This is a genomic window from Pseudomonas morbosilactucae (assembly GCF_023241665.1).
Classification (GTDB): domain Bacteria; phylum Pseudomonadota; class Gammaproteobacteria; order Pseudomonadales; family Pseudomonadaceae; genus Aquipseudomonas; species Aquipseudomonas morbosilactucae.
Genome location: NZ_JALQCX010000037.1, coordinates 85,581 through 108,389 on the forward strand (window position 1 = coordinate 85,581; position 22,809 = coordinate 108,389).

The following is a 22,809-nucleotide window of genomic DNA, read 5'->3' on the forward strand; positions in this document are numbered from 1 at the left end:
TTCTTAAGCAAGTCGCTGGGCGCCTTGCGAGAAAAAGCGCCGGTGACTGGCCACCGGCATCCGCGCCCGGATGGACGCCTGTTCGCTGCTATCGCGTTGGGCCAGCAGCACGGCCTCGCCTTGATCCTGTTCTGCCAGCACCCGCCCCCAGGGATCGACAATGGCGGCATGGCCAAAGGTCTCGCGGGGGCCTGGGTGAACGCCGCCCTGGGCAGCCGCCAGCAGGTAGCACTGGGTCTCGATGGCACGGGCGCGAATCAGCACCTCCCAATGCGCCGCGCCGGTTACCGCGGTGAACGCCGAGGGCGCGGTAATCAGCTCCGCCCCGGCAGCGCGCAACTCGCTGTACAACTCGGGAAAGCGCAGGTCGTAACAGACCGTCAGGCCCAAGCGGCCGACCGGGGTATCCGCCACCACCACTTGGCTGCCATGAGCATAGTCATCGGATTCACGGTAACGGCCACGCTGATCGGCCACGTCCACATCGAACAAGTGCAGCTTGTCGTAACGGGCGGCCACCTCGCCGTGCTCGTCGATCAACAGCGAACAGGCATTGGCTTTGCCTTCGGGCTGATGCAACGGTGGCAACGGCAACGTGCCGCCCACTATCCATAACGTGAGGTCGCGGGCGGTCTGTTTCAACCAGGGCAGGATCGGCCCTTCGCCCAAGGCTTCGGCGCGACCGATAGCGGCCACGTCGCGACGCCCCATGGCAGCGAAGTTTTCCGGCAGGACCGCCAGGCGCGCACCACCGGCCGCAGCCTGCTCAAGCAGGCGTCGGGCCTGGGCCAGATTGGCCAGCACATCGCTCTGGCTGACCATTTGAATCACCGCAAGAGACATGGCGCACTCCGTATCGGGTAGGCCGCCATGCTACTCCATGGAGCAATACCCAAGGCTCTCAAAAAGGTTTGTCGAAGGTGATTTTCGGCTCTTTCCAAGGGCCTTTGACGTTGTATTTGACGCTGGCGAAGCGCGCCACGCGGTCACCGATCAGTTTGTCGATCAGGAACAAGGCACCGCCCACCGCCGGAGCGCCCACCAGCAGCGCGGCGATCGGCAGGTTATTGGTCACCGGCAGGGTCACTGCCAGCTTGGCGTCCACTTGGTCGGCCACCATGTCCAGGGTGCCATTGAGTTCCAGATTGCTCGAAGGTCCGGTCAGGGTGATGGGTTCACGGGTGACGTACACGCCATCGCTGGCCACCAGCAGGCCCTTGACCCGGTCATAGCTCAAGCCCTTGCCGAACAGGTCGGAGAAGTCCAGGCGCAAGCGCCGGCCGATGGAGTTGAAGTTGAGCAGGCCAAACACCCGCAACGCCTGGGCGCCGCCTTCCACTTCGACGAACTGGCCTTTGCGCAAGGTGGCATCCAGGCTTCCGGAGAAGCGCTTGAGCGCCACCCAGGCCGGCGAGCCGGGCCAGCGACCGTCGACATCCAGGTGGAAATCCTCACTGGTCACGGTGGGCGCGAAGCCCCAGCCCTTGAGCACATCGGCCAGGTTGCCACCGCCCAGGCGCCCGCGATACCAACTGCCGCGGGCACCCGGCACACCTTCCCAGCCGCCCTCGCCCTCCAGCACCATGCCCTTGAGCCCCAGGCTCAAGCTGTTGAAGGCCATGCCCTTGGCGGTGGGGCGCACTTTGAGCGCCCACTTGCCCACCAGGTCAGGCCCCTGGAACAGCTGGGCAATGGAGATATCCATGGCCGGAACATTCTTGGGGTCCACCGAGGCCAGGGGGTCCGGTGCATTCTCGTCGGCCTGCACCTGGGGATCGACCGCCGGCAGGCGGATGTACTGCATGTCGATGGTCATCGGCACCGCCTTGGCGTCGGCGATGCTCACCTTGCCCTTGGCTTGCTGGCTGTCGATCTGCAGGGCCCAGGCCGCCGGCTTGCGGTCCAGTTGCAGGCTGACTTGATCCAGGGTGGTGCCAAAGGCGCTGAGCTTGCCCACTTTGAAATCGGCACCGCTGAGCAGTTGCTTGGCACTGCCGCCCGGGTCCTTGCCGGCGTAACGATCCACCAGGGCCTTCCAGGGCTCGACATCCAGTTCCGACAACACGCCGCGGACCCGCAGGCCTTTGCCGGCCGGCAACTGTGCGTCGCCCCCTCCCAGGAACAACTCGCCACGCCCATCGGAGAAGTTGCCCGCTGGCGCGGCAAAGGTGAAGTTGGCCAGGTCGCCATAATCGAACCAATAACGGCGCTCGGCCCCTTGCAGGGTCATGCGGAAAATACTCTCGCGCCCGGTGCTCGCGGCCATGCCGAAGGGTGCCGGCAGGTCCACGGCCACGCCCTTGAGGCTCGAACTGACGATCAACTGGCTATCGGCGCCATCCAGATTCAGTTGCAGCTGATACGGCACATCCCCCGACACGGGTAACGGCTGGCTGACACTCAGCCAGTCGGTGAGTTTTTTCACCGCCACTTGGCCCTTGGCAACCACTCGGGTGTTGGGCTTGCCGGCCTTGCCATCGGCAAAGATCTGCGCCGTCACGGGCCGGTCGAACGCCTGGGCGCTGATGTTCTGCCCACTCAGGCCCTTGCTGCTGTCAAAACGGAAGTCACCCTTGAGCTGGGTCAGCTCCAAGGCGGGCTCGCTCAACTTGAGTCGCGCCTTGTCGGTCTTGAAGTCCACCTGGATTTTCGGCGTATCGCCTTTGACCAGCGGGATGTCCAGGTTCAACTTGCCCTGCAGGTCGCCCTCTCCCTGCCAACCGGCAAAGGTCGAGCCGGTGCCGATGGGCGCTTCCTGAAGAATCTTCACGCCATCGCCAAGGCCGCCGGCAAACTGGCCATCGATGAACATATGGGAATGCTCGCCGCTGGCAACATGGGGGATGTTGACGAAAACATCGCGGACCCGGGTGTCCAGCAACTGCCCCTTGCTGGCAACAATGCGCACGCCGCTGTCTTCGATAAACACATCACCGTTGACTTTGGTCAGGTGCGGCCAGCCTGGCTGGAAGGCCAGTTCGGCGTCATGCACCTTGAAGAACAGGCTGATGCTGCGGGCCGTGTCGAGGGCGCCGTGATTGAGCGAACCCTGATACTGGAAAAAGCCCTGGTCCACTGCACCCTTGAGAATCGCCGTGCGCAACCACTCATCCAATGCCGGGCTCAGGACTTGCGGCAGGTACTTGGCGGTGTAGCGCCCGTCCCCCTCCAGCAGCCCGACCCGCAAGTCCATGTAGTCTTCCTGGGTGTGATCGAAATGCAGGCGGATCAGGAAGTCGCCAGCGATCTTGCCCTCCTCGCCCAGTACCTTCAGGTAAGGGGAAATCAGGGTAAAACCGTCCTGATCCAGCTTCCAGGTGAGCTTGGCGTTGGCCTGGATGTACTGCCAGGGCTTGGCGAAGATCGGATACAGGTGCAAGGAGAAATCCTTGCTGTCCATGCGCAACTCGCCCTGCCCCAGGTCACCACTGATGCTGCCGGTGACATTCCGTGCCGCCGGGGCGCCGTGGTAGGCATCAAAGCCGACCCGCTCCAGGTTGGCGGCGAAACTCAGACGCTGATCGCCCGTGGCCTGGGGCCGCACGTCCAACAACACATTGCGCAACGCGCCCGTGACCTTGAGGCTGTCCACCGCCTTGGCCACCCCTTCAGGCAGCGGCACGAGGGCATCCAGCACGGGGGTGATGGGCGTCAGGTCGAGACGGTCGGCCTGCAAGTTCCACACTTCCTGGGCCGGGTCGTCGGCCCGCTTCTGCTGCACTTGCAGCCGGGACTCCCAGCGGGTTTCCCCGAGGTTCATCGCCAGGCTGTCGAGCTGCACCCGCAGGCCATCGTCGCTGCGCTGGAGGTTGGCATTGAGTGCCAGGTTTTTGAGGGTGATCGGTTTGCGCTCCGCATAAGCGCCGGTCAGTTGCGGTGCGTTCAGGCGCAGGCTGGCGCTTTGCAACGCGCCCTTGTCCCAGGCGAACCACAGCTCGCCACCGGCCTTGAGTTCGGAGAAGTGCCACTGCCGGGTCAGGCGCGGCGGCAGCCACCGGGCCCAATCGCTTTGCGGCAGGCTCACGTAGCCATCGGCCCGAGCTTCGCGCCAGGCGTTGGCCTTCAGGCGGGTACGCAAACTCAAGGCCAGGGGCTGGCCGTCGGGCAGAGTCAGGCGTGCGTCCAGGCGCTGGCGGCTTGGGCCGGTGCGCAGGTTGAGGCCTACGTAGGTCAGGGTCAGGGCCGGGTGTTCAAAAGGCTGCAACGTTACTTGGCTGTCGAGCAGCGACAGTTCGCCAAGCACCTGCATGCGGGTGAGCATCTGTTCGGGGTCGAACGGCTGGTCGTCCTGCACCGGCAAGCCTTCCAGGCGCCAGTGGCCATCCTGGTCTTCCTTGAGGCTCAGGCTAAGGCCGCTGAGCTGCAGCAGCCCGATACGCACTTCACGGGCCAGCAGGCTCGCGGAAATATCCGGCACCACCCGCACCTGATCCAGGCGCAAGGCATTGGCACCGTCACCGATCATCACGTCATGGGCCAACAAGGTCGGAGAGAAACCGCTCCAGGTGCCCTCCAGGCGACCGATGTGCACGGGCATGCCCAGGGCATCCTCGGCCTTGGCCTGGACCTCGGCTCGATACTCGGCCACCAGCGGGGTCAACTCCCGGCCGAGACTGACGTACAAGGCCGCCAGGACCAGCGCCAATGCGCAGAGGCCCAGCCCCCAGCGAGTCAGCGCGGAGAACACGCGGATCAGCCGCTCCATGTCAGTTGGCTCCCAAGGCAATAGTCATGCAAAAAGCTGAGACCAGCCGTTTCCAATCCTGAAAAACACGCGGATTCAGAGCAGCACCACGTCGTATTGTTCCTGGGAATACATGGTTTCGACCTGGAACCTGATGGTCCGGCCGATAAAGCCTTCCAACTCCGCGACATTGCCTGACTCTTCATCGAGCAAGCGGTCGACCACTTTCTGATTGGCCAGCACCCGATACCCTTCTGCCTGATAAGCCCGGGCTTCACGCAGAATCTCGCGGAAAATTTCGTAACAGATGGTTTCCGGGGTTTTCAATTTGCCCCGTCCCTGGCAACTGCTGCAGGGTTCGCACAGCACTTGCTCCAGGCTTTCCCGGGTGCGCTTGCGGGTCATCTGCACCAGGCCCAGCTCGGTGATGCCGATGATGTTGGTCTTGGCGTGGTCCCGCTCCAGCTGTTTTTCCAGGGTGCGCAGGACTTGACGCTGATGCTCTTCATCTTCCATGTCGATGAAGTCGATGATGATGATGCCGCCCAGGTTGCGCAGGCGCAGTTGGCGAGCGATAGCAGTGGCGGCTTCGAGGTTGGTCTTAAAGATGGTTTCTTCAAGGTTGCGATGGCCCACAAAGGCGCCAGTGTTGACGTCGATGGTGGTCATGGCTTCCGCCGGGTCCACCACCAGGTAGCCACCGGACTTGAGCGGCACCTTGCGCTCCAGCGCTTTCTGGATCTCGTCCTCGACCCCATACAAATCGAAGATCGGCCTTTCACCCGGATAATGCTCCAGGCGATCGGCGATTTCCGGCATCAGCTCGGCAACAAACTGAGTGGTCTTCTGGAAGGTTTCCCGGGAGTCGATACGGATTTTCTCGATCTTCGGGCTGACCAGGTCACGCAGGGTACGCAGGGCCAGACCCAGGTCTTCGTAGATCACGCTCGGGGCGCCGATGGTCTTGATCTGGGTGCCGATCTGGTCCCACAGACGCCGCAGATAGCGGATGTCCATCATGATCTCGTCGACCCCGGCGCCCTCGGCGGCCGTGCGCAAGATAAAACCGCCCGCTTCCTTGATGCCTTCCTGGGCCACGCAGTCGCTGACCACTTTCTTCAAGCGCTCGCGCTCGCCTTCGTCTTCGATCTTCAGGGAAATCCCGACATGGGCGGTACGCGGCATGTACACCAGGTAACGTGAAGGGATCGACAACTGAGTAGTCAGGCGCGCGCCCTTGGAACCGATGGGGTCCTTGGTGACCTGCACCACCAGGCTCTGCCCTTCGTGCACCAGGGCGCTGATGCTTTCCACCGCCGGGCCTTCACGTACGGAGATTTCCGAAGCGTGGATAAACGCCGCCCGATCCAGACCAATATCGACGAAGGCCGCCTGCATGCCGGGCAGTACCCGCACCACCTTGCCTTTATAGATGTTGCCGACGATGCCGCGACGCTGGGTGCGCTCGACATGAACTTCTTGCAGAACTCCGTTTTCGACCACCGCCACGCGCGATTCCATCGGCGTGATGTTGATCAGAATCTCTTCACTCATGGCAGGATCTCGTTCAGGCATATTCACGATAAGAAGGCCGCATCGGTGAGTACGGCGCTTAGCGCACTGTAAGGTTTTGCCAACAGGGTATGCCGAAATGGCCGAGCAGTTCTGCGGTTTCGCACAGCGGCAGGCCAACTACAGCGGAATAGCTGCCATTGAGCCCCGCGACAAACACCGCAGCAAGCCCCTGAATGCCATAACCGCCGGCTTTGTCCTGGGGCTCGCCGCTGGCCCAATAGGCCGCCGCCTCTTCAGGGCTGATGGAGCGAAAACGCACCAGGCTGCGCACCACTCGCGACTCGCAACGCTGCTTGTCGAGCACGGCAATGGCGGTCAGCACTTCATGTTCGCGATCCGATAACGCCAGGAGCATGGCCAGGGAGTCAGCCTGATCCAACGGCTTGCCGAGGATCCGTCCGTCGAGCACCACCGCGGTGTCGGCGCCCAGCACACAGGCTGGGGCCAGGGAATGGCTGCTGGCGATCAGGCCCAGGCCGGCGGCGGCCTTGCCACGCGCCAGGCGTTCGACATAGGCCGCAGGCGACTCATCAAGCAGAGGGGTTTCATCGATGTCCGCACTGATGGCGGTGAACGGCACGCCGATCTGCGTCAGCAGTTCACGCCGACGCGGCGAGCCGGAAGCGAGGTAAAGCGGACTCATCAAGACATCTCCCTGTCGAGGTGCGGGCCAATGCCTGACCGAATTAGTTGATTTTGAAACGTCTGCGCAAGCCACGCAGACCGAAGCTGACCCACGGCCAGAGCAAGGCGCTGACCAAGGCGGGCAGCACCAGGGCCAGGGTGGGTTGGCGGTTGCCGGTCAGGGCGCTGAGCCAGAGCTGGACCAACTGCGCCAGGCCGAAGATCACCAGGATCACCAGGCTCTGCTGCCACATCGGGAACATGCGCAGGCGCTGTTGCAAGGACAGCACCAGGAAGGTGATCAGGGTCAGGATCAAGGCGTTCTGGCCCAGCAGGGTGCCGTACAGCACATCCTCTGCCAATCCCAGGCACCAGGCGGTGACCATGCCCACCTTGTGCGGCAGGGCCAGGGCCCAGAAAGCCAGCAACAGGGCCAGCCAGAGTGGGCGCAGGATTTCCATGAATTGCGGCAACGGCGAGACGCTGAGCAACATGCCGACGGCGAACGTCAACCAGACCATCCAGCCATTCTGGGAGTATTTGGTACCCGGCATTATTCTCGTCCTCCGGTGGTGGCCGGTGCTGCAGCGGGCGGCTTGCTGGCCGCCGGCTTCACCACAGGTTTAGTGACCGGTTTGACCGGGGTGGCCACAGGCTTGGCCGGGGTAGCCGCAGGCGCTGGCGCAGTGGTGGCCGCTGCCGGAGTGGCCGGAGCGGCGGTCGCAGGCTTGGGCACAGTGGCCGGCACGACCGGTGCGGCGCCTTGCTGATCCTGGGCTTCCTGGGCCTGGGCGGCGTCGTTGGCGCGCTCTTCGGCAGTGCGCGGGTCGCTGAACACCAACAGCAAGTAGCGGCTGCGGTTCAGCGCTGCGGTCGGCACGGCACGCACAATGGCGAACGGCTGGCCGGAATCGTGGATCACTTCCTTGACCGTCGCCACCGGATAGCCGGCCGGGAACCGCTGGCCCAAACCGGAGCTGACCAGCAGATCGCCTTCCTTGATATCCGCGGTGTCGGCCACATGGCGCAACTCCAGGCGCTCCGGATTACCGGTGCCGCTGGCGATCGCCCGCAAGCCGTTGCGATTGACCTGCACGGGAATGCTGTGGGTGGTGTCGGTCAGCAGCAACACACGGGAGGTGTACGGCATCAGTTCGACCACCTGCCCCATCAGACCGCGGGCATCGAGCACCGGCTGCCCCAGGAACACGCCGTCACGCTCACCTTTATTAATGATGATGCGATGGGTGAAGGGGTTGGGGTCCATGCCGATCAACTCGGCCACTTCGACCTTCTCGTTGACCAACGCAGAGGAATTGAGCAACTCGCGCAGACGGACGTTCTGCTCGGTCAGGGCCGCGAGCTTTTGCATGCGCCCCTGCAGCAGCAGGTTCTCGGTCTTGAGTTTTTCGTTCTCGGCCACCAATTCGGTACGGCTGCCAAACTGGCTGGCCACACCCTGCCATAGCCGTTGCGGCAGGTCGGTGATCCAGTAGGACTGCATCAGCACCAGCGACATCTGGCTACGCACTGGCTTGAACAGTGTGAAGCGGGCATCGACCACCATCAGCGCGACCGACAGCACGACCAGCACCAACAGGCGCACGCCCAATGAGGGGCCTTTGGCGAAAAGCGGTTTAATAAGCCGCTCCTCCCAGGCAAATGTTGTCTTTATTCATAAGGCATCAAACCGGCCTGGATGCAGATTGACAGAAGTTAAACGCCACAGGCAGCACTGCAAAGTGCTGCCTGTGAGCGAAACAGCATAGATGCCTGCAGCGAAATCACTCGCTGGAGAGCAGGTCCATGGTGTGCTTATCCATCATTTCCAATGCACGGCCACCGCCGCGAGCAACACAGGTCAGCGGGTCTTCGGCGACGATCACCGGCAGACCGGTTTCCTGGGCCAGCAACTTGTCGAGGTCGCGCAGCAAGGCGCCACCACCGGTCAGCACCAGGCCACGCTCGGCGATATCCGAAGCCAGTTCCGGAGGCGACTGCTCCAGGGCACTCTTCACGGCCTGAACGATGGTTGCCAGGGACTCTTGCAGAGCTTCCAGCACTTCATTGGAGTTCAGGGTGAAAGCACGTGGCACACCTTCGGCCAGGTTACGGCCACGTACGTCGACTTCACGTACTTCACCACCTGGGTAGGCAGTGCCGATTTCCTGCTTGATGCGCTCAGCGGTGGATTCACCGATCAGGCTGCCGTAGTTGCGACGCACGTAAGTGATGATTGCCTCGTCGAAACGGTCACCGCCAACACGTACGGATTCGGCGTAGACCACACCGTTCAGGGAGATCAGCGCGATTTCAGTGGTACCACCACCGATATCCACGACCATCGAACCACGGGCTTCTTCAACCGGCAGGCCGGCACCGATCGCAGCGGCCATTGGCTCTTCGATCAGGAACACTTCACGGGCACCGGCACCCAGGGCCGATTCACGGATGGCACGACGCTCAACTTGAGTGGACTTGCATGGAACGCAGATCAGCACACGAGGGCTAGGCTGCAGAAAGCTGTTTTCGTGAACCTTGTTGATGAAGTACTGCAGCATCTTTTCACAGACGCTGAAGTCGGCGATCACACCGTCCTTCATCGGACGAATGGCGGCAATGTTGCCCGGTGTACGACCGAGCATGCGCTTGGCTTCGGTACCAACCGCGACAACACTCTTCTGATTACCGTGGGTCCGAATGGCCACAACCGATGGTTCATTCAGGACAATACCGCGCTCGCGCACGTAAATAAGGGTGTTGGCAGTGCCCAGGTCAATGGAAAGATCGCTGGAAAACATGCCACGCAGTTTCTTGAACATGGGAAAGGGACCCTAGGCAACGCGTGGGTAAAAAAGTGCGGCAAACTCTAACAACGACAGGGATTTTGGGCAAGGCGCCAATATGTTAAATTGGCCGCTTTTCTGTGCACCAACCCCCTCGATCGCGGCCATAAGACCGTAGAAATGCGGTAGTGTTCCGACAATCTAACACACGGACGACTTCCGTTCTGTTTTCCACTGGAGAATCCCATGGCGCTTGAACGCTCCGACGTGGAAAAAATCGCGCATCTGGCCAGCCTTGGCCTCAATGACGCCGATCTTCCACACATCACCTCCGCCCTCAACAGCATTCTGGGGCTGGTGGATGAAATGCAGGCAGTCGATACCGACGGTATCGAGCCCCTGGCCCACCCACTGGAAGCCAGCCAGCGCCTGCGCGCAGACGTTGTGACCGAGTCCAATCACCGCGAGGCTTATCAGTCCATCGCGCCAGCGGTCGAAAACGGCCTGTACCTGGTTCCGAAAGTCATCGACTAAAGGGAAAGAGCCTGCAATGCATCACATGACCCTGGCCGAGATCGCCCGCGGACTCGCCGACAAACAGTTTTCCTCCGAAGAGCTGACCCAAACCCTGCTGGCGCGTATCGCCCAGCTGGACCCTCAGCTCAACAGTTTCATCAGCCTCACCGAAGACCTGGCGCTGACCCAGGCCAAGGCGCCGACGCCCGTCGCGCCAACGGTGAGAGCGGCGCCCTGCTCGGTGCGCCGATCGCCCACAAAGACTTGTTCTGCACCCAAGGCATCCGCACCAGTTGCGGCTCGAAGATGCTCGACAACTTCAAGGCGCCCTACGACGCCACCGTGGTCGCCAAGCTGGCCGCTGCCGGGGCCGTGACCCTGGGCAAGACCAACATGGACGAATTCGCCATGGGCTCGGGCAACGAGTCGAGCTACTACGGCGCGGCGAAAAACCCGTGGAACCTGGAACACGTGCCGGGCGGTTCGTCCGGCGGTTCGGCCGCCGCCGTGGCCGCGCGCCTGCTGCCGGCGGCTACCGGCACCGACACGGGCGGCTCGATTCGCCAGCCTGCGGCCCTGACCAACCTCACCGGCCTCAAGCCGACCTACGGTCGTGTTTCGCGCTGGGGCATGATCGCCTACGCGTCCAGCCTCGATCAGGGTGGCCCGTTGGCGCGTACCGCTGAAGACTGCGCGATCCTGCTGCAAGGCATGGCCGGCTTCGACCCGAACGACTCCACCAGCATCGACGAACCTGTGCCGGACTACAGCGCCAGCCTCAACGGTTCGCTGCAGGGCCTGCGCATCGGTGTGCCGAAGGAATACTTCAGCGCCGGCCTCGACCCGCGCATTGCCGAGCTGATTCACAACAGCGTCAAGGAGCTGGAAAAGCTCGGCGCGGTGATCAAGGAAATCAGCCTGCCGAACATGCAGCACGCGATTCCTGCGTACTACGTGATCGCCCCAGCGGAAGCCTCCTCCAACCTGTCGCGCTTCGACGGCGTGCGCTTCGGCTACCGCTGCGAGAACCCGGTCAACCTCAGCGACCTGTACAAACGCTCCCGTGGCGAAGGCTTCGGCACTGAAGTCCAGCGCCGGATCATGGTCGGTGCCTACGCCCTGTCGGCCGGCTACTACGACGCCTACTACCTCAAGGCGCAGAAAATCCGTCGCCTGATCAAGAACGACTTCATGGCTGCCTTTAATGAAGTCGACGTCATCCTCGGCCCAACCACGCCCAACCCGGCCTGGAAAATCGGCGCCAAGAGCAGCGACCCGGTCGCCGCGTACCTGGAAGACGTCTACACCATCACCGCCAACCTCGCGGGTCTGCCGGGCTTGTCCATGCCAGCAGGTTTTGTCGATGGCTTGCCGGTCGGCGTGCAGTTGCTCGCCCCGTATTTCCAGGAAGGCCGCTTGTTGAACGTCGCCCACCAGTATCAGCTCAACACTGACTGGCACACCCGCACCCCAACCGGCTTCTGAGGAGAAACACATGCAATGGGAAGTCGTGATCGGGCTGGAGATTCATACCCAGCTCACCACCAAATCGAAGATTTTCTCCGGTAGCTCCACCGCCTTCGGCGCCGAGCCCAACACCCAGGCCAGCCTGGTAGACCTGGGCATGCCCGGCGTGCTGCCGGTGCTGAACCAGGAAGCGGTGCGCATGGCGGTGATGTTCGGCCTGGCCGTGGATGCCGAGATTGGCCAGCACAACGTGTTTGCCCGCAAGAACTACTTCTACCCGGACCTGCCCAAGGGCTACCAGATCAGCCAGATGGAGTTGCCGATCGTTGGCAAGGGCCACCTGGACATCCCCCTGGAAGACGGCACCATGAAGCGCGTCGGCATCACCCGCGCGCACCTGGAAGAAGACGCCGGCAAGAGCCTGCATGAAGAATTCAACGGTGCCAGCGGCATCGACCTGAACCGCGCCGGCACACCGCTGCTGGAAATCGTTTCCGAGCCGGACATGCGCAACGCCAAGGAAGCCGTGGCTTACGTCAAGGCGATCCACGCCATGGTGCGCTACCTGGGCATCTGCGACGGCAACATGGCCGAAGGCTCCCTGCGTTGCGACTGCAACGTGTCGATCCGGCCCAAGGGCCAGGTCGAGTTCGGCACCCGCTGCGAGATCAAGAACGTCAACTCGTTCCGCTTCATCGAGAAGGCCATCAACACCGAAGTGCGGCGCCAGATCGAGCTGATCGAAGACGGTGGCAAAGTCATCCAGCAGACCCGCCTCTACGACCCGAACAAGGACGAAACCCGTCCGATGCGCAGCAAAGAGGAAGCCAACGACTACCGTTACTTCCCCGACCCGGACCTGCTGCCGGTGGTCATCGAAGACTCGTTCATCGATGACGTTCGCGCCACCCTGCCGGAACTGCCACCGCAGAAGCGCGAGCGCTTCCAGGAGCAGTTCGGCCTCTCGGTATACGACGCCAGCGTCCTGGCCTCGAGCCGCGAGCAGGCTGACTACTTCGAGCACGTGGTGAAGATTGCCGGCGACGCCAAACTGGCGGCCAACTGGGTCATGGTCGAACTGGGCAGCCTGTTGAACAAGCAAGGCCTGGAAATCGACGCGGCGCCGGTCTCCGCCGAGCAACTGGGCGGCATGCTGCTGCGCATCAAAGACAACACCATCTCCGGCAAAATCGCCAAGACCGTGTTTGAAGCCATGGCCAATGGCGAAGGCAGCGCTGACGAGATCATCGACAAGCGTGGCCTCAAGCAAGTCACCGACAGCGGCGCGATCTCGGCGGTGCTGGACGAAATGCTCGCGGCCAACGCCGAGCAGGTCGAACAATACCGTGCCGCCGATGAGGCCAAGCGCGGCAAGATGTTCGGCTTCTTCGTCGGCCAGGCGATGAAGGCGTCCAAAGGCAAGGCCAACCCGCAACAGGTCAACGAGTTGCTGAAAAGCAAGCTCGAAGGCTGACGATCCAGTGAACGCGCGGCTGGCCGGAGAAAACAGGGTGCCTGACACCTCGTTTTGGCCGGTCAGCCCGCGCCGCTCACCCGCGACACACCGATTCACTCGAATTCCCCTCAAAGAGAGCGGTTCACCCATGAAGCGTCTGCTTAGTGCCTGTGCCCTGCTCTCCCTGCTCGCCGGCTGCGCCACCAGCCACGTGGTCGACCCGCGCGGTTATGACCAGACCGGCACCGCCTCTTATTACGGTGCCCGGCATCACGGCAAACGCACCGCCAGCGGCGAACCCTTCGACCAGCACGGCATGACCGCCGCCCATCGCGAACTGCCCTTCGGCACACGGGTGATGGTCACCAACCTGGGCAACGACAAAAGCGTCGTGGTTCGCATCAACGATCGCGGCCCCCACACCCGTGGCCGCTTGATCGACCTGTCACGGGGCGCCGCCGAACAACTGGGTATGCTGCGCAGCGGCACCGCACGGGTGCGCGTGCAAGCCCTCAGCGACTGATCGACGGAGCCCTGCCCATTTTCGGACTAGCCGATTTGCCCCTGCTCAGCGTGCTCCAGCTTTTCAGCGGCCTGCTGATGCTGATTGCCGGCGCCGAACTCCTGGTCCGGGCCGCGGTGCGCCTGGCCGCACGCCTGCAAGTGCGCCCGCTGATTATCGGCCTGACCATCCTCGCCTTCGGCAGCAGCGCGCCGCAGATGGCGGTCAGCCTGCAAGCCACCCTGGCGGAAAACACCGACATCGCCGTGGGCAGCGTGATCGGCAGCAGCATCTTCAACATCCTGGTCACCCTGGGCTTATCGGCCCTGATCATTCCCCTGAGGGTTTCCCGGCAACTGGTGCGCCTGGACATCCCGCTGATGATCGGCGCCAGCCTGTTGGTGTTCGTGCTGGCCTACAACGAAGAACTGACGCCCGTGGACGGCCTGATCCTGCTGACGGCCCTGGTCATCTACCTGGGCCTGCTGCTGTACCAGTCGCGCCATGCCCACCGCCCACCACACCTGACACAGACGCCGCCCGCTCCGTGGCTGAGCAGCCTGCTGCTGATGCTGCTGGGCCTGGCACTGCTGGCCCTCGCCGGCCACTGGCTGCTGCAGGCCGCGGTGACCGTGGCCTCTGACCTGGGGCTGTCGGAACGCATCATCGGCCTGACCATCATCGCCGTCAGCACCTCGCTGCCGGCGCTGGCCACCTCACTGATCGCCGCCGTGCGCGGGCAGCGCGACATCGCCGTGGGCAACGTGATCGGCAGCAACCTGTTCAACCTGCTGGGGGTACTAGGGATCACCGCCCTGGTGGCGCCGACACCGCTGTCGGTCTCGCCCAACGCCCTGGATTTCGACTTGCCCGTGATGCTCGGCGTGACGCTGTTGTGCCTGCCGGTGTTCTATTCTGGCTACCGCGTGACCCGGGCCGAGGGCCTGCTGTTTCTCGCCCTGTACCTGGCGTACGGGCTGCATGTGGTGTCGTTCACCACCGGCATGCCCCTGGCCGGCAAGCTGGAACACCTGATGCTGTTTTTCGTCCTGCCGGCGCTGGTGGCGTTTCTGCTGCTCAGTTCGCTGCGAGCCTGGCGCCGCCAACACTAGAGGGAAAACCAATGACTGCAGAGAAAAAGCCCGGCGTGGAAATGCGCCGCCAAGTGATGGGCGACGCCTTCGTCGATCGCGCCTTGGGCAACGCCACCGAGTTCACCCAGCCGCTGCAGGACTTCGTCAACGAACACGCCTGGGGCAGCGTCTGGAACCGTGAAGGCTTGCCGCTGAAAACCCGCAGCCTGATCACCCTCGCCGCCCTGACCGCATTGAAATGCCCGCAAGAGTTGAAAGGCCACGTGCGCGGCGCGCTGAACAATGGCTGCACCGTCGAGGAAATCCGTGAAGCGCTGCTGCATTGCGCGGTCTACGCAGGCGTGCCAGCGGCCATTGATGCCTTCCGCGCGGCCCAGGAAGTGATCGACGCCTACCAGCAACCGCAGTGACCCCGTTCTTCGCTGGCTTGCCGGCGAACAGCGTTATATCCACCCGCCCCACTGCAGCACGAAGATCCCGATGTTGGTGGTCAGCGCCGCCATCAGCGTGGTGATGACGATGATCGCCGCCGCCAGCTCGTGATTGCCATTCGCCGCCCGGGCCATGACAAAGCTGGCCGCTGCCGTCGGGCTGCCGAAGTACAGAAACAGAATCCCCAACTCGGCCCCGCGAAACCCGCACCACCAGGCGCCAAAGGTCGCCAGCACCGGCAAGCCGACCATCTTCACCAGGCTCGAACTCAGGGCCAGGCTGCCGCTTTTGCGCAGCGCCGCCATGGACAAGGTGCCGCCGATGCAGATCAATGCCAGGGGCAGGGTCATGGCCGCCAGGTCCTGGCCGGCGCTGTCCAGCCAGCCGGGCAGACTGATTTGCCAATAAGCGAAGGGCGCCGCTGACAGCACGCTGATGATCAAGGGGTTGCTGACCACGCTCTTGAAGATGCTCCACGGATCAGACTTGATCACCGGGCTGTACACCGCCAGGACGATGGTCGACAGGGTGTTGTAGAAAAGGATCACCAGGGCCGCGAGGATTGCCCCCAGGGAAATCCCGTAATCGCCGTACATGCTGGCCGCCAGCGCCAGGCCGATGACCCCGTTATTGCCGCGAAACGCCCCCTGGGTGTAGATCCCGCGGTCTTCCCTGGGGCAACGCCAGATGGCCCACAGCCAGGCGCCAGCAAAGCTCACCAGAGTGGCCACGGCAAAATAGATCAACAAGCCCGGTTTGAGCGCCGAGTGCAGGTCGGCATGGAGGATGCCCAGAAACAACAACGCCGGCATGGTGACGTTGAACACCAGGGCCGACGCGGTGTGGATAAAGTTGTCGTTGATCCAACCCACGCGCTTGAGCAGCACACCGAGAAACAACATGGCAAAGACCGGTGCGGTAATGCTCAGGGTGGCGAGGAAAATGGCCAACATGGAAGGTGAACCTTGAGGAGTGTCGTTAGGACGCTAATGATAAGCCAGCGTCGGCGGTTGAACCTCATGGATTTACGTCGCAGATCCATCATCCGGGCTAACAGGCCTGTGGACGCAGGTCGGTCAGCCCGGATACCCAGCCTCAGGTGATGGGCGCCGGATTGAACAGGGTGATGTCGTTGTGCAGTTTCTGCTGCTCGGCCCAGGTTTGCTTCTTGCCACTGGCCACGTCCAGGTAGAAGTGGAACAGCTCCCAGCCCAACTCCTCGATCGTGGCGCGCCCGGTGGCGATGCGCCCGGCGTCGATATCGATCAAGTCCGGCCAGCGCTGAGCCAGCTCGGTGCGGGTCGACACCTTGACCACCGGCGCCATGGCTAGGCCATAGGGCGTGCCGCGCCCCGTGGTGAACACGTGCAGGTTCATCCCGGCCGCCAACTGCAAGGTGCCGCAGACAAAATCACTGGCCGGCGTGGCGCAGAAGATCAGCCCCTTGCGCTTGAAGCGCTCGCCCGGGCCCAGCACCCCATTGATCGCGCTGCTGCCGGATTTGACAATGGAGCCCAGGGACTTCTCGACAATGTTCGACAGCCCGCCCTTCTTGTTGCCGGGCGTGGTGTTGGCACTGCGGTCCGCTTCACCCTTGGCCAGGTAACGGTCGTACCAGTCCATCTCCCGCACCAACTCCCGGGCCACGTCCTGGTCCTGGGCACGCGAGGTCAGCAGGTAGATGGCATCGCGCACCTCGGTGACTTCGGAAAACATCACCGTGGCCCCGGCCCGCAACAGCAGGTCGGAGGCAAAGCCCAGCGCCGGGTTGGCGGTGATCCCGGAGAAGGCATCGCTGCCACCGCATTGCATGCCGAGGATCAGTTCCGACGCAGGCACGGTTTCCCGGCGACGCTGGTCGAGCTTCTTCAAGCGCACTTCAGCCAGGGCCATGATCTGCTCGATCATTTCGCCAAAACCGTGGCTGGCGTCCTGCAGGCGATACAGCCAGGGCTCGCTGAGGTCCACGGAACTGTCGTTGTCGTGCATCACCTGCCCGGCCTGCAGCTTTTCACAGCCCAGGCTGATGACCAGGGCTTCGCCGCCAAGGTTAGGGTTGCGTGCCAGGTTGCGCACGGTGCGAATCGGGATGTAGGCGTCGGTGGCGGTGATGGCCACGCCGCAGCCGTAGCTGTGGGTCAGGGCCACCACGTCATCGACGTGGGGGTACTTGGGCAGCAACTCGTCTTTGATGCGCTTGACCGCGTGGTCCAGAACCCCGGTGACGCACTGCACCGTGGTGGTGATGCCGAGGATATTGCGCGTGCCCACAGTGCCGTCGGCATTGCGATAACCCTCGAAGGTAAAGCCTTCCAGCGGCGCCTGGGCCTCGGGCACCTCGGTGGACAGCGGCAGGCTGTCCAGGGGCGGCGCGGTGGGCATGCGCAACTGGTCTTCCTTGACCCAACTGCCACGCGGGATCGGCTGCAAGGCGTAGCCGATGGTCTGGCCGTAGCGGATCACTTCACCGCCCTGGGGAATGTCCACCAGGGTGACTTTGTGGCTTTGCGGCACGAAGTCCACGGTGACCAGTCCGTTATCGAATTCAGTGCCGGCCGGCACCCCTTGGTCGTTAACCACGACCACCACGTTATCGCGCTCGTGCAGGCGGATGTAACGCGGCGAGTCGGCATGTTCAATCAACTGCATGATGCCGCCCCTTCAGGAATTAGCATGAGAAAGCTGGGTCACTGGCGAACCGCTGCTTGGCGGTTCCTTGAGCACCACGCGCTTGATCGGGCCAACGATGACCAGGTAGCTGAACACAGCCACCAGGGCGTTGCAGCCGACGAACACCAAGGCCCATTTGAACGAACCGGTGGCCGTGATGATGTAGCCGATGACGATCGGCGTGGTGATCGAGGCCAGGTTGCCGAAGGTGTTGAACAGGCCGCCGCTGAGGCCGGCGATCTGTTTCGGCGAAGTGTCGGAAACCACGGCCCAGCCCAGAGCACCCACGCCCTTGCCGAAGAACGCCAGGGCCATGAAGCCCACCACCATCCATTCGATCTCGACATAGTTGCAGGCCACGATGCTGCTGGAGACCAGCAAGCCGGCGATGATCGGCGCCTTGCGGGCGAAGGTCAGGGAGTGGCCTTTGCGCAACAGGTAGTCGGAAATCACCCCACCCAGTACCCCGCCGATAAACCCGCAGATGGCCGGCAAGGACGCAATGAAACCTGCTTTGAGAATCGTCATGCCGCGGTCCTGCACCAGGTACACCGGGAACCAGGTGAGGAAGAAATAGGTGATGCCGTTGATGCAGTACTGGCCCAGGTAGACGCCAAGCATCATGCGGTTGGTCAGCAGCTGCCGCAGGTAGTCCCACTTCGGACCGTCGTTGCGCTTGCCTTTGACCTTGTCCTGATCCATGTCCACCAGGCCGCCGTTGTCAGCGATGTGCTGGAACTCGGCTTCGTTGATCAGCGGGTGCTGGCGCGGGCCGTAGATGACTTTCAGCCAGATCAGCGAGAACACGATGCCGATCACACCCATGACGATAAACACGTGCTGCCAGCCGAAGCGGTAGACGATCCAGCCCATCAGCGGGGCAAACAACACCGTGGCGAAGTACTGCGCCGAGTTGAAGATCGCCGAGGCGGTGCCGCGCTCGGACGTGGGGAACCAGGCCGCGACGATGCGCGCGTTGCCAGGGAAGGACGGCGCCTCGGCCAGGCCAACCAGGAAGCGCAGCATAAACAGCGCAACGACGGCCGTGGAGACACCGAACTCACCGACATAGCCTTGCAGCACGGTGAACAGCGACCAGGTAAAAATGCTCAGGGCATAGACTTTCTTCGAACCGAAACGGTCCAGCAGCCAGCCGCCGGGGATCTGCCCGGCCACGTAGGCCCAGCCGAATGCGGAGAAGATGTAGCCCAGGGTGACGGCATCAATGCCGAGGTCTTTTTGCAGGCTGGAGCCCGCGATAGCGATGGTGGCGCGGTCGGCGTAGTTGATCGTCGTCACCAGAAACAGCATGAGCAAGATCAAATAGCGGACACGGGTCGGCTTGGTCGATTGCATACGATGCACTCCCACGAATTATTTTTATGCGGGTCAACATTCTTTTTGAAACGCCCCGAAAGACCTCAGGCCAAGGCCTTCCGGGGAGACAACGGACTCAGGATCCGATGTAGGAGGTCTTCACCACGGTGTAGAACTCCTGCGCATAGCGACCTTGCTCGCGCGAACCGTAAGACGAACCTTTGCGACCACCGAACGGCACGTGGTAATCGACGCCGGCGGTCGGCAGGTTGACCATCACCATCCCTGCCTGGGAGTGGCGCTTGAAGTGGTTGGCGTACTTCAAGGAGGTGGTGGCGATGCCCGCCGACAGACCGAATTCGGTGTCGTTGGCCATGGCCAGGGCCGCTTCGTAATCCGCGACGCGGACCACGTTGGCCACGGGACCGAAGATCTCTTCACGGCTGATACGCATCGAGGCCTCACTGTCGGCAAACAGCGTGGGCGCCAGGAAGTAACCTTCGGTATCGCAAGTCACCAAACCACCACCGCTGACCAGACGAGCCCCTTCGGACTGACCGATATCGATGTACTTGAGGTCTTGCTCCAACTGCGCCTGGGACACCACCGGGCCGATGTCGGTACCGCTCTTCAAGGCATGGCCGACCTTGATCGACTGCATGCGCTCGGCCATGGCCGCGACGAACTTGTCGTGGATGCCGGCCGTGACGATCAGTCGGCTCGACGCCGTGCAGCGCTGGCCGGTGGAGTAGTAGGCGCTTTGCACCGACAGTTCCACGGCCTGGGCCAGGTCCGCGTCATCGAGGATGATCTGCGGGTTTTTGCCGCCCATCTCCAACTGCACCTTGGCCTGACGGGCCACGCAGTTGGCGGCGATCTGCCGACCCACACCCACGGAACCGGTGAAGCTGATGCCGTCGACTTTCGGGCTGTTGACCATGGCGTCGCCGATCACTCGGCCGCTGCCCATCACCAGGTTGAACACCCCGGCCGGGAAGCCAGCGCGGGAAATGATTTCTGCCAGGGCCCAGGCCGAACCCGGCACCAGGTCCGCCGGCTTGAGCACCACGCAGTTGCCGTAAGCCAGGGCCGGGGCGATCTTCCAGGCCGGGATGGCAATCGGGAAGTTCCACGGCGTGATCAGGCCGACCACGCCCAGGGCTTCACGGGTCACTTCAACGTTGACGCCCGGGCGCACCGACGGCAGGTAGTCACCCGACAGGCGCAGGCATTCGCCGGCGAAGAACTTGAAGATGTTGCCGGCGCGGCTGACTTCGCCGATGGCCTCGGGCAGGGTCTTGCCCTCTTCCCGAGCCAGCAGGTTGCCGAGCTCTTCACGCCGGGCGAGGATTTCGCTGCCGACCTTGTCCAGGGCGTCGCTGCGCGCCTGGATACCCGACGTCGACCAGGCCGGGAACGCGGCGCGAGCGGCGTCGATGGCGGCATTCACCTGGGCCAGGTCGGCCTTGGCGTAGTCACCGATCACATCCGACAGATCGGACGGGTTGACGTTGCTCGAATAGTCGGCGCCTGCGACCCACTGGCCGCCAATGTAGTTATCGAAACGTTTTACTTCTGCCACGACTAGCTCCTTACGCAAAAAGCCGCTGATTGCTCAGCGGCCTTGGGTGAATTACTGGGCGCCCTGGGCGTCGATCAACGCCGCCAGCGCTTCATATTCTTCTGGCAACAGGTCGGTCAGCGGGGCACGCACCGGACCTGCGTCGTGGCCGACGATCTTGGCACCGGCCTTGACGATGCTCACCGCGTAACCGGCTTTGCGGTTGCGGATGTCCAGGTACGGCAGGAAGAAGTCGTCGATGATCTTGCCAACGGTGGCGTGATCTTCGCGGGCAATGGCGTGGTAGAAATCCATCGCGGTTTTCGGGATGAAGTTGAACACCGCCGAGGAGTAAACCGGGACGCCCAGGGCCTTGTAGGCCGCGGCATAGACTTCAGCGGTCGGCAGGCCGCCGAGGTAGGTGAAGCGATCGCCCAGGCGACGGCGGATCGACACCATCAACTCGATGTCACCCAGGCCATCCTTGTAGCCGATCAGGTTCGGGCAACGCTCAGCCAGGCGCTCCAGCAACGGCGCGTTCAGGCGGCAGACGTTGCGGTTGTAGACCACCACGCCGATTTTCACCGATTTGCACACGGCTTCTACGTGCGCGGCCACCCCGTCCTGGCTGGCTTCGGTCAGGTAGTGAGGCAGCAGCAGCAAGCCTTTGGCGCCCAGGCGCTCGGCTTCTTGAGCGTATTCGATGGCCTGGCGGGTGGAGCCACCGACACCGGCGAGGATAGGCACGCTGGTGGCGCAGGTGTCGACGGCCGTCTTGATCACAGCCGAGTACTCACTGGCGGCCAGGGAGAAGAACTCACCGGTGCCGCCGGCGGCGAACAGGGCCGAAGCGCCGTAGGGGGCCAGCCACTCAAGGCGCTTGATGTAACCCTCGCGATGGAAATCGCCTTGGGCATTGAAATCGGTCACCGGGAACGACAGCAGGCCGGTGGAGAGGATGGACTTCAGTTCTTGTGGATTCATTATGCGAACACCCTGGAAAACAAGTATGTGATGAAAAATTACCTCAGGCTGGCTGAAGTTGTAGGTCATCGTACAACTAAAAATACAATCGTCAACCGCATTTCATCTGTACGGAGGAAAAAGCCGAGCCTGACGCGTGACCAGTGATGCCTGAAGAAAGACGAAAAGCCTTTAAATCCGTGACATAGCGCGCCACCGGCACCCGCATCCCGGATGCTGATTCATCCCAGGCACACTAAAGTCGCATTGAGGTACGTTGTCCTACAATGTAAGCGAGTAATCTGAAACAAAACGCAAAACGAACAACGGGCCGGCCAGCACCGGCGACAGATCAATGTCTGCCACCGGCGCTGGTCGGCCCGTTAGAGGGAGGGTGCAGCAGGTGTGGTGGCTAGCCCTGCTGGGCTTGAGCCTCTTCGTGGGCCTGGCGCAGGCGCTCGCGGCTGTTGGTCAGGTGCAGACGCATGGCGGCGCGGGCCGACTCCCCGTCCTGACGGGCAATCGCGGCGTAGATGTCTTCGTGTTCGCGCCCCAGGCGTTGCAGGTACTGCTGCTGATCGTCACGTACGATGCGCGCGGAATTCAGCCGGGCGCGGGGAATGATGCTGGTGCCCAGGTGGCTCATGATGTCGGTGAAATAGCGGTTGCCGGTGGCCAGGGCAATCTGCAGGTGGAACTGAAAATCCGCGGCGGCCGCATCGGAGCCGATGGCGTTCAGCGCCTCCAATTCATCCAGTGCCGCACGCATGGCCGCCAGTTGCTCATCACTGCGGCGCTGGGCCGCCAAGCCGGCGGACTCCACTTCCAGGCTGATGCGCAACTCGAGAATTGCCAGCACATCGCCCAGGGTCACTACGGTCGCGGGGTCGATGCGAAAACCGCTGGGGCTGGGGGTATCGAGGACAAAGGTGCCGATGCCGTGGCGGGTTTCCACTTGCCCCGCCGCCTGCAAGCGCGAGATCGCCTCACGCACCACCGTGCGGCTGATGCCATGGGCCTCCATGATCGCCGACTCCGTGGGCAACTTGTCGCCACGCTTGAGTTCGCCGTCGCGGATCTGTTCGGACAACACCGTCACCAGTTCCTGCGCGAGGCTGCGGCGCTTGCGGGGAAGTCGGGACGCGGCGTTCTGGTTTTCCAT

At 62.8% G+C, this 22,809-nt stretch carries 18 protein-coding genes and 1 pseudogene; 6 read left to right on the forward strand and 13 right to left on the reverse strand.

Features of this window, described 5'->3' with window-relative positions:
- Positions 1-3: 3 nt before the first annotated feature.
- The 7 genes from M1B35_RS20220 to mreB form a co-directional block, all read right to left on the reverse strand.
- The gene (locus tag M1B35_RS20220) at positions 4-843 is read right to left on the reverse strand and encodes a carbon-nitrogen hydrolase family protein (protein ID WP_268262871.1); all 840 of its coding nucleotides are present in this window, start codon (positions 841-843) and stop codon (positions 4-6) included.
- Between the two features lie 58 nt (positions 844-901).
- Positions 902-4,705: a YhdP family protein gene (locus M1B35_RS20225; RefSeq protein WP_268262872.1), complete on the reverse strand. Its 3,804-nt coding sequence runs from the start codon at positions 4,703-4,705 to the stop codon at positions 902-904.
- 75 nt (positions 4,706-4,780) lie between these two features.
- Positions 4,781-6,238, reverse strand: a complete 1,458-nt coding sequence (gene rng / locus M1B35_RS20230) for a ribonuclease G (RefSeq protein ID WP_123337202.1) — start codon at positions 6,236-6,238, stop codon at positions 4,781-4,783.
- Between the two features lie 58 nt (positions 6,239-6,296).
- The gene (locus M1B35_RS20235) at positions 6,297-6,902 is read right to left on the reverse strand and encodes a Maf family protein (RefSeq protein ID WP_268262873.1); all 606 of its coding nucleotides are present in this window, start codon (positions 6,900-6,902) and stop codon (positions 6,297-6,299) included.
- Between the two features lie 43 nt (positions 6,903-6,945).
- Positions 6,946-7,437: a rod shape-determining protein MreD gene (gene mreD, locus M1B35_RS20240; RefSeq protein ID WP_123337206.1), complete on the reverse strand. Its 492-nt coding sequence runs from the start codon at positions 7,435-7,437 to the stop codon at positions 6,946-6,948.
- The gene (mreC, locus tag M1B35_RS20245) at positions 7,437-8,525 is read right to left on the reverse strand and encodes a rod shape-determining protein MreC (protein WP_123337208.1); all 1,089 of its coding nucleotides are present in this window, start codon (positions 8,523-8,525) and stop codon (positions 7,437-7,439) included. The genes mreD and mreC overlap by 1 nt, the downstream gene beginning before the upstream one ends.
- A 142-nt stretch (positions 8,526-8,667) precedes the next feature.
- The gene (gene mreB, locus M1B35_RS20250; protein WP_002555108.1) at positions 8,668-9,705 is read right to left on the reverse strand and encodes a rod shape-determining protein MreB; all 1,038 of its coding nucleotides are present in this window, start codon (positions 9,703-9,705) and stop codon (positions 8,668-8,670) included.
- 210 nt (positions 9,706-9,915) lie between these two features.
- On the opposite strand from mreB, the gene gatC reads away from it, so the two are divergent.
- The 6 genes and pseudogenes from gatC (at position 9,916) to M1B35_RS20280 (ending at position 15,114) form a co-directional block, all read left to right on the forward strand.
- Positions 9,916-10,203: an Asp-tRNA(Asn)/Glu-tRNA(Gln) amidotransferase subunit GatC gene (gene gatC, locus M1B35_RS20255; protein ID WP_044461215.1), complete on the forward strand. Its 288-nt coding sequence runs from the start codon at positions 9,916-9,918 to the stop codon at positions 10,201-10,203.
- Between the two features lie 16 nt (positions 10,204-10,219).
- Positions 10,220-11,670, forward strand: a pseudogene (gene gatA / locus M1B35_RS20260) (Asp-tRNA(Asn)/Glu-tRNA(Gln) amidotransferase subunit GatA).
- 10 nt (positions 11,671-11,680) lie between these two features.
- Entirely contained in the window at positions 11,681-13,126 is a 1,446-nt protein-coding gene (gene gatB / locus M1B35_RS20265) for an Asp-tRNA(Asn)/Glu-tRNA(Gln) amidotransferase subunit GatB (protein WP_268262874.1), read from the forward strand.
- 130 nt (positions 13,127-13,256) lie between these two features.
- Positions 13,257-13,631 (forward strand): septal ring lytic transglycosylase RlpA family protein, encoded by a 375-nt coding sequence (locus M1B35_RS20270; RefSeq protein ID WP_268262875.1) that lies wholly within the window; start codon positions 13,257-13,259, stop codon positions 13,629-13,631.
- A 50-nt stretch (positions 13,632-13,681) separates the two neighbouring features.
- Complete coding sequence (locus M1B35_RS20275; RefSeq protein ID WP_123337535.1) at positions 13,682-14,722, forward strand: calcium/sodium antiporter; 1,041 nt, start codon at positions 13,682-13,684, stop codon at positions 14,720-14,722.
- Positions 14,723-14,733: 11 nt separating this feature from the next.
- Entirely contained in the window at positions 14,734-15,114 is a 381-nt protein-coding gene (locus M1B35_RS20280) for a carboxymuconolactone decarboxylase family protein (RefSeq protein WP_123337217.1), read from the forward strand.
- Positions 15,115-15,147: 33 nt separating this feature from the next.
- On the opposite strand, the gene M1B35_RS20285 is transcribed toward M1B35_RS20280, so the two are convergent.
- The 6 genes from M1B35_RS20285 to M1B35_RS20310 all read right to left on the reverse strand — a co-directional run bounded on the left by M1B35_RS20285 (position 15,148) and on the right by M1B35_RS20310 (position 22,809).
- Complete coding sequence (locus M1B35_RS20285; RefSeq protein WP_268262876.1) at positions 15,148-16,089, reverse strand: AEC family transporter; 942 nt, start codon at positions 16,087-16,089, stop codon at positions 15,148-15,150.
- Between the two features lie 142 nt (positions 16,090-16,231).
- Complete coding sequence (garD, locus tag M1B35_RS20290; protein WP_123337221.1) at positions 16,232-17,785, reverse strand: galactarate dehydratase; 1,554 nt, start codon at positions 17,783-17,785, stop codon at positions 16,232-16,234.
- Between the two features lie 12 nt (positions 17,786-17,797).
- A complete protein-coding gene (locus tag M1B35_RS20295) occupies positions 17,798-19,162 on the reverse strand; it encodes an MFS transporter (RefSeq protein ID WP_123337222.1) in 1,365 nt (454 codons plus the stop codon).
- A 97-nt stretch (positions 19,163-19,259) separates the two neighbouring features.
- Positions 19,260-20,705, reverse strand: a complete 1,446-nt coding sequence (locus tag M1B35_RS20300) for an aldehyde dehydrogenase family protein (RefSeq protein ID WP_123337224.1) — start codon at positions 20,703-20,705, stop codon at positions 19,260-19,262.
- 51 nt (positions 20,706-20,756) lie between these two features.
- A complete protein-coding gene (gene kdgD, locus M1B35_RS20305; protein ID WP_123337226.1) occupies positions 20,757-21,668 on the reverse strand; it encodes a 5-dehydro-4-deoxyglucarate dehydratase in 912 nt (303 codons plus the stop codon).
- A gap of 391 nt (positions 21,669-22,059) precedes the next feature.
- Complete coding sequence (locus M1B35_RS20310) at positions 22,060-22,809, reverse strand: FadR/GntR family transcriptional regulator (protein WP_123337228.1); 750 nt, start codon at positions 22,807-22,809, stop codon at positions 22,060-22,062.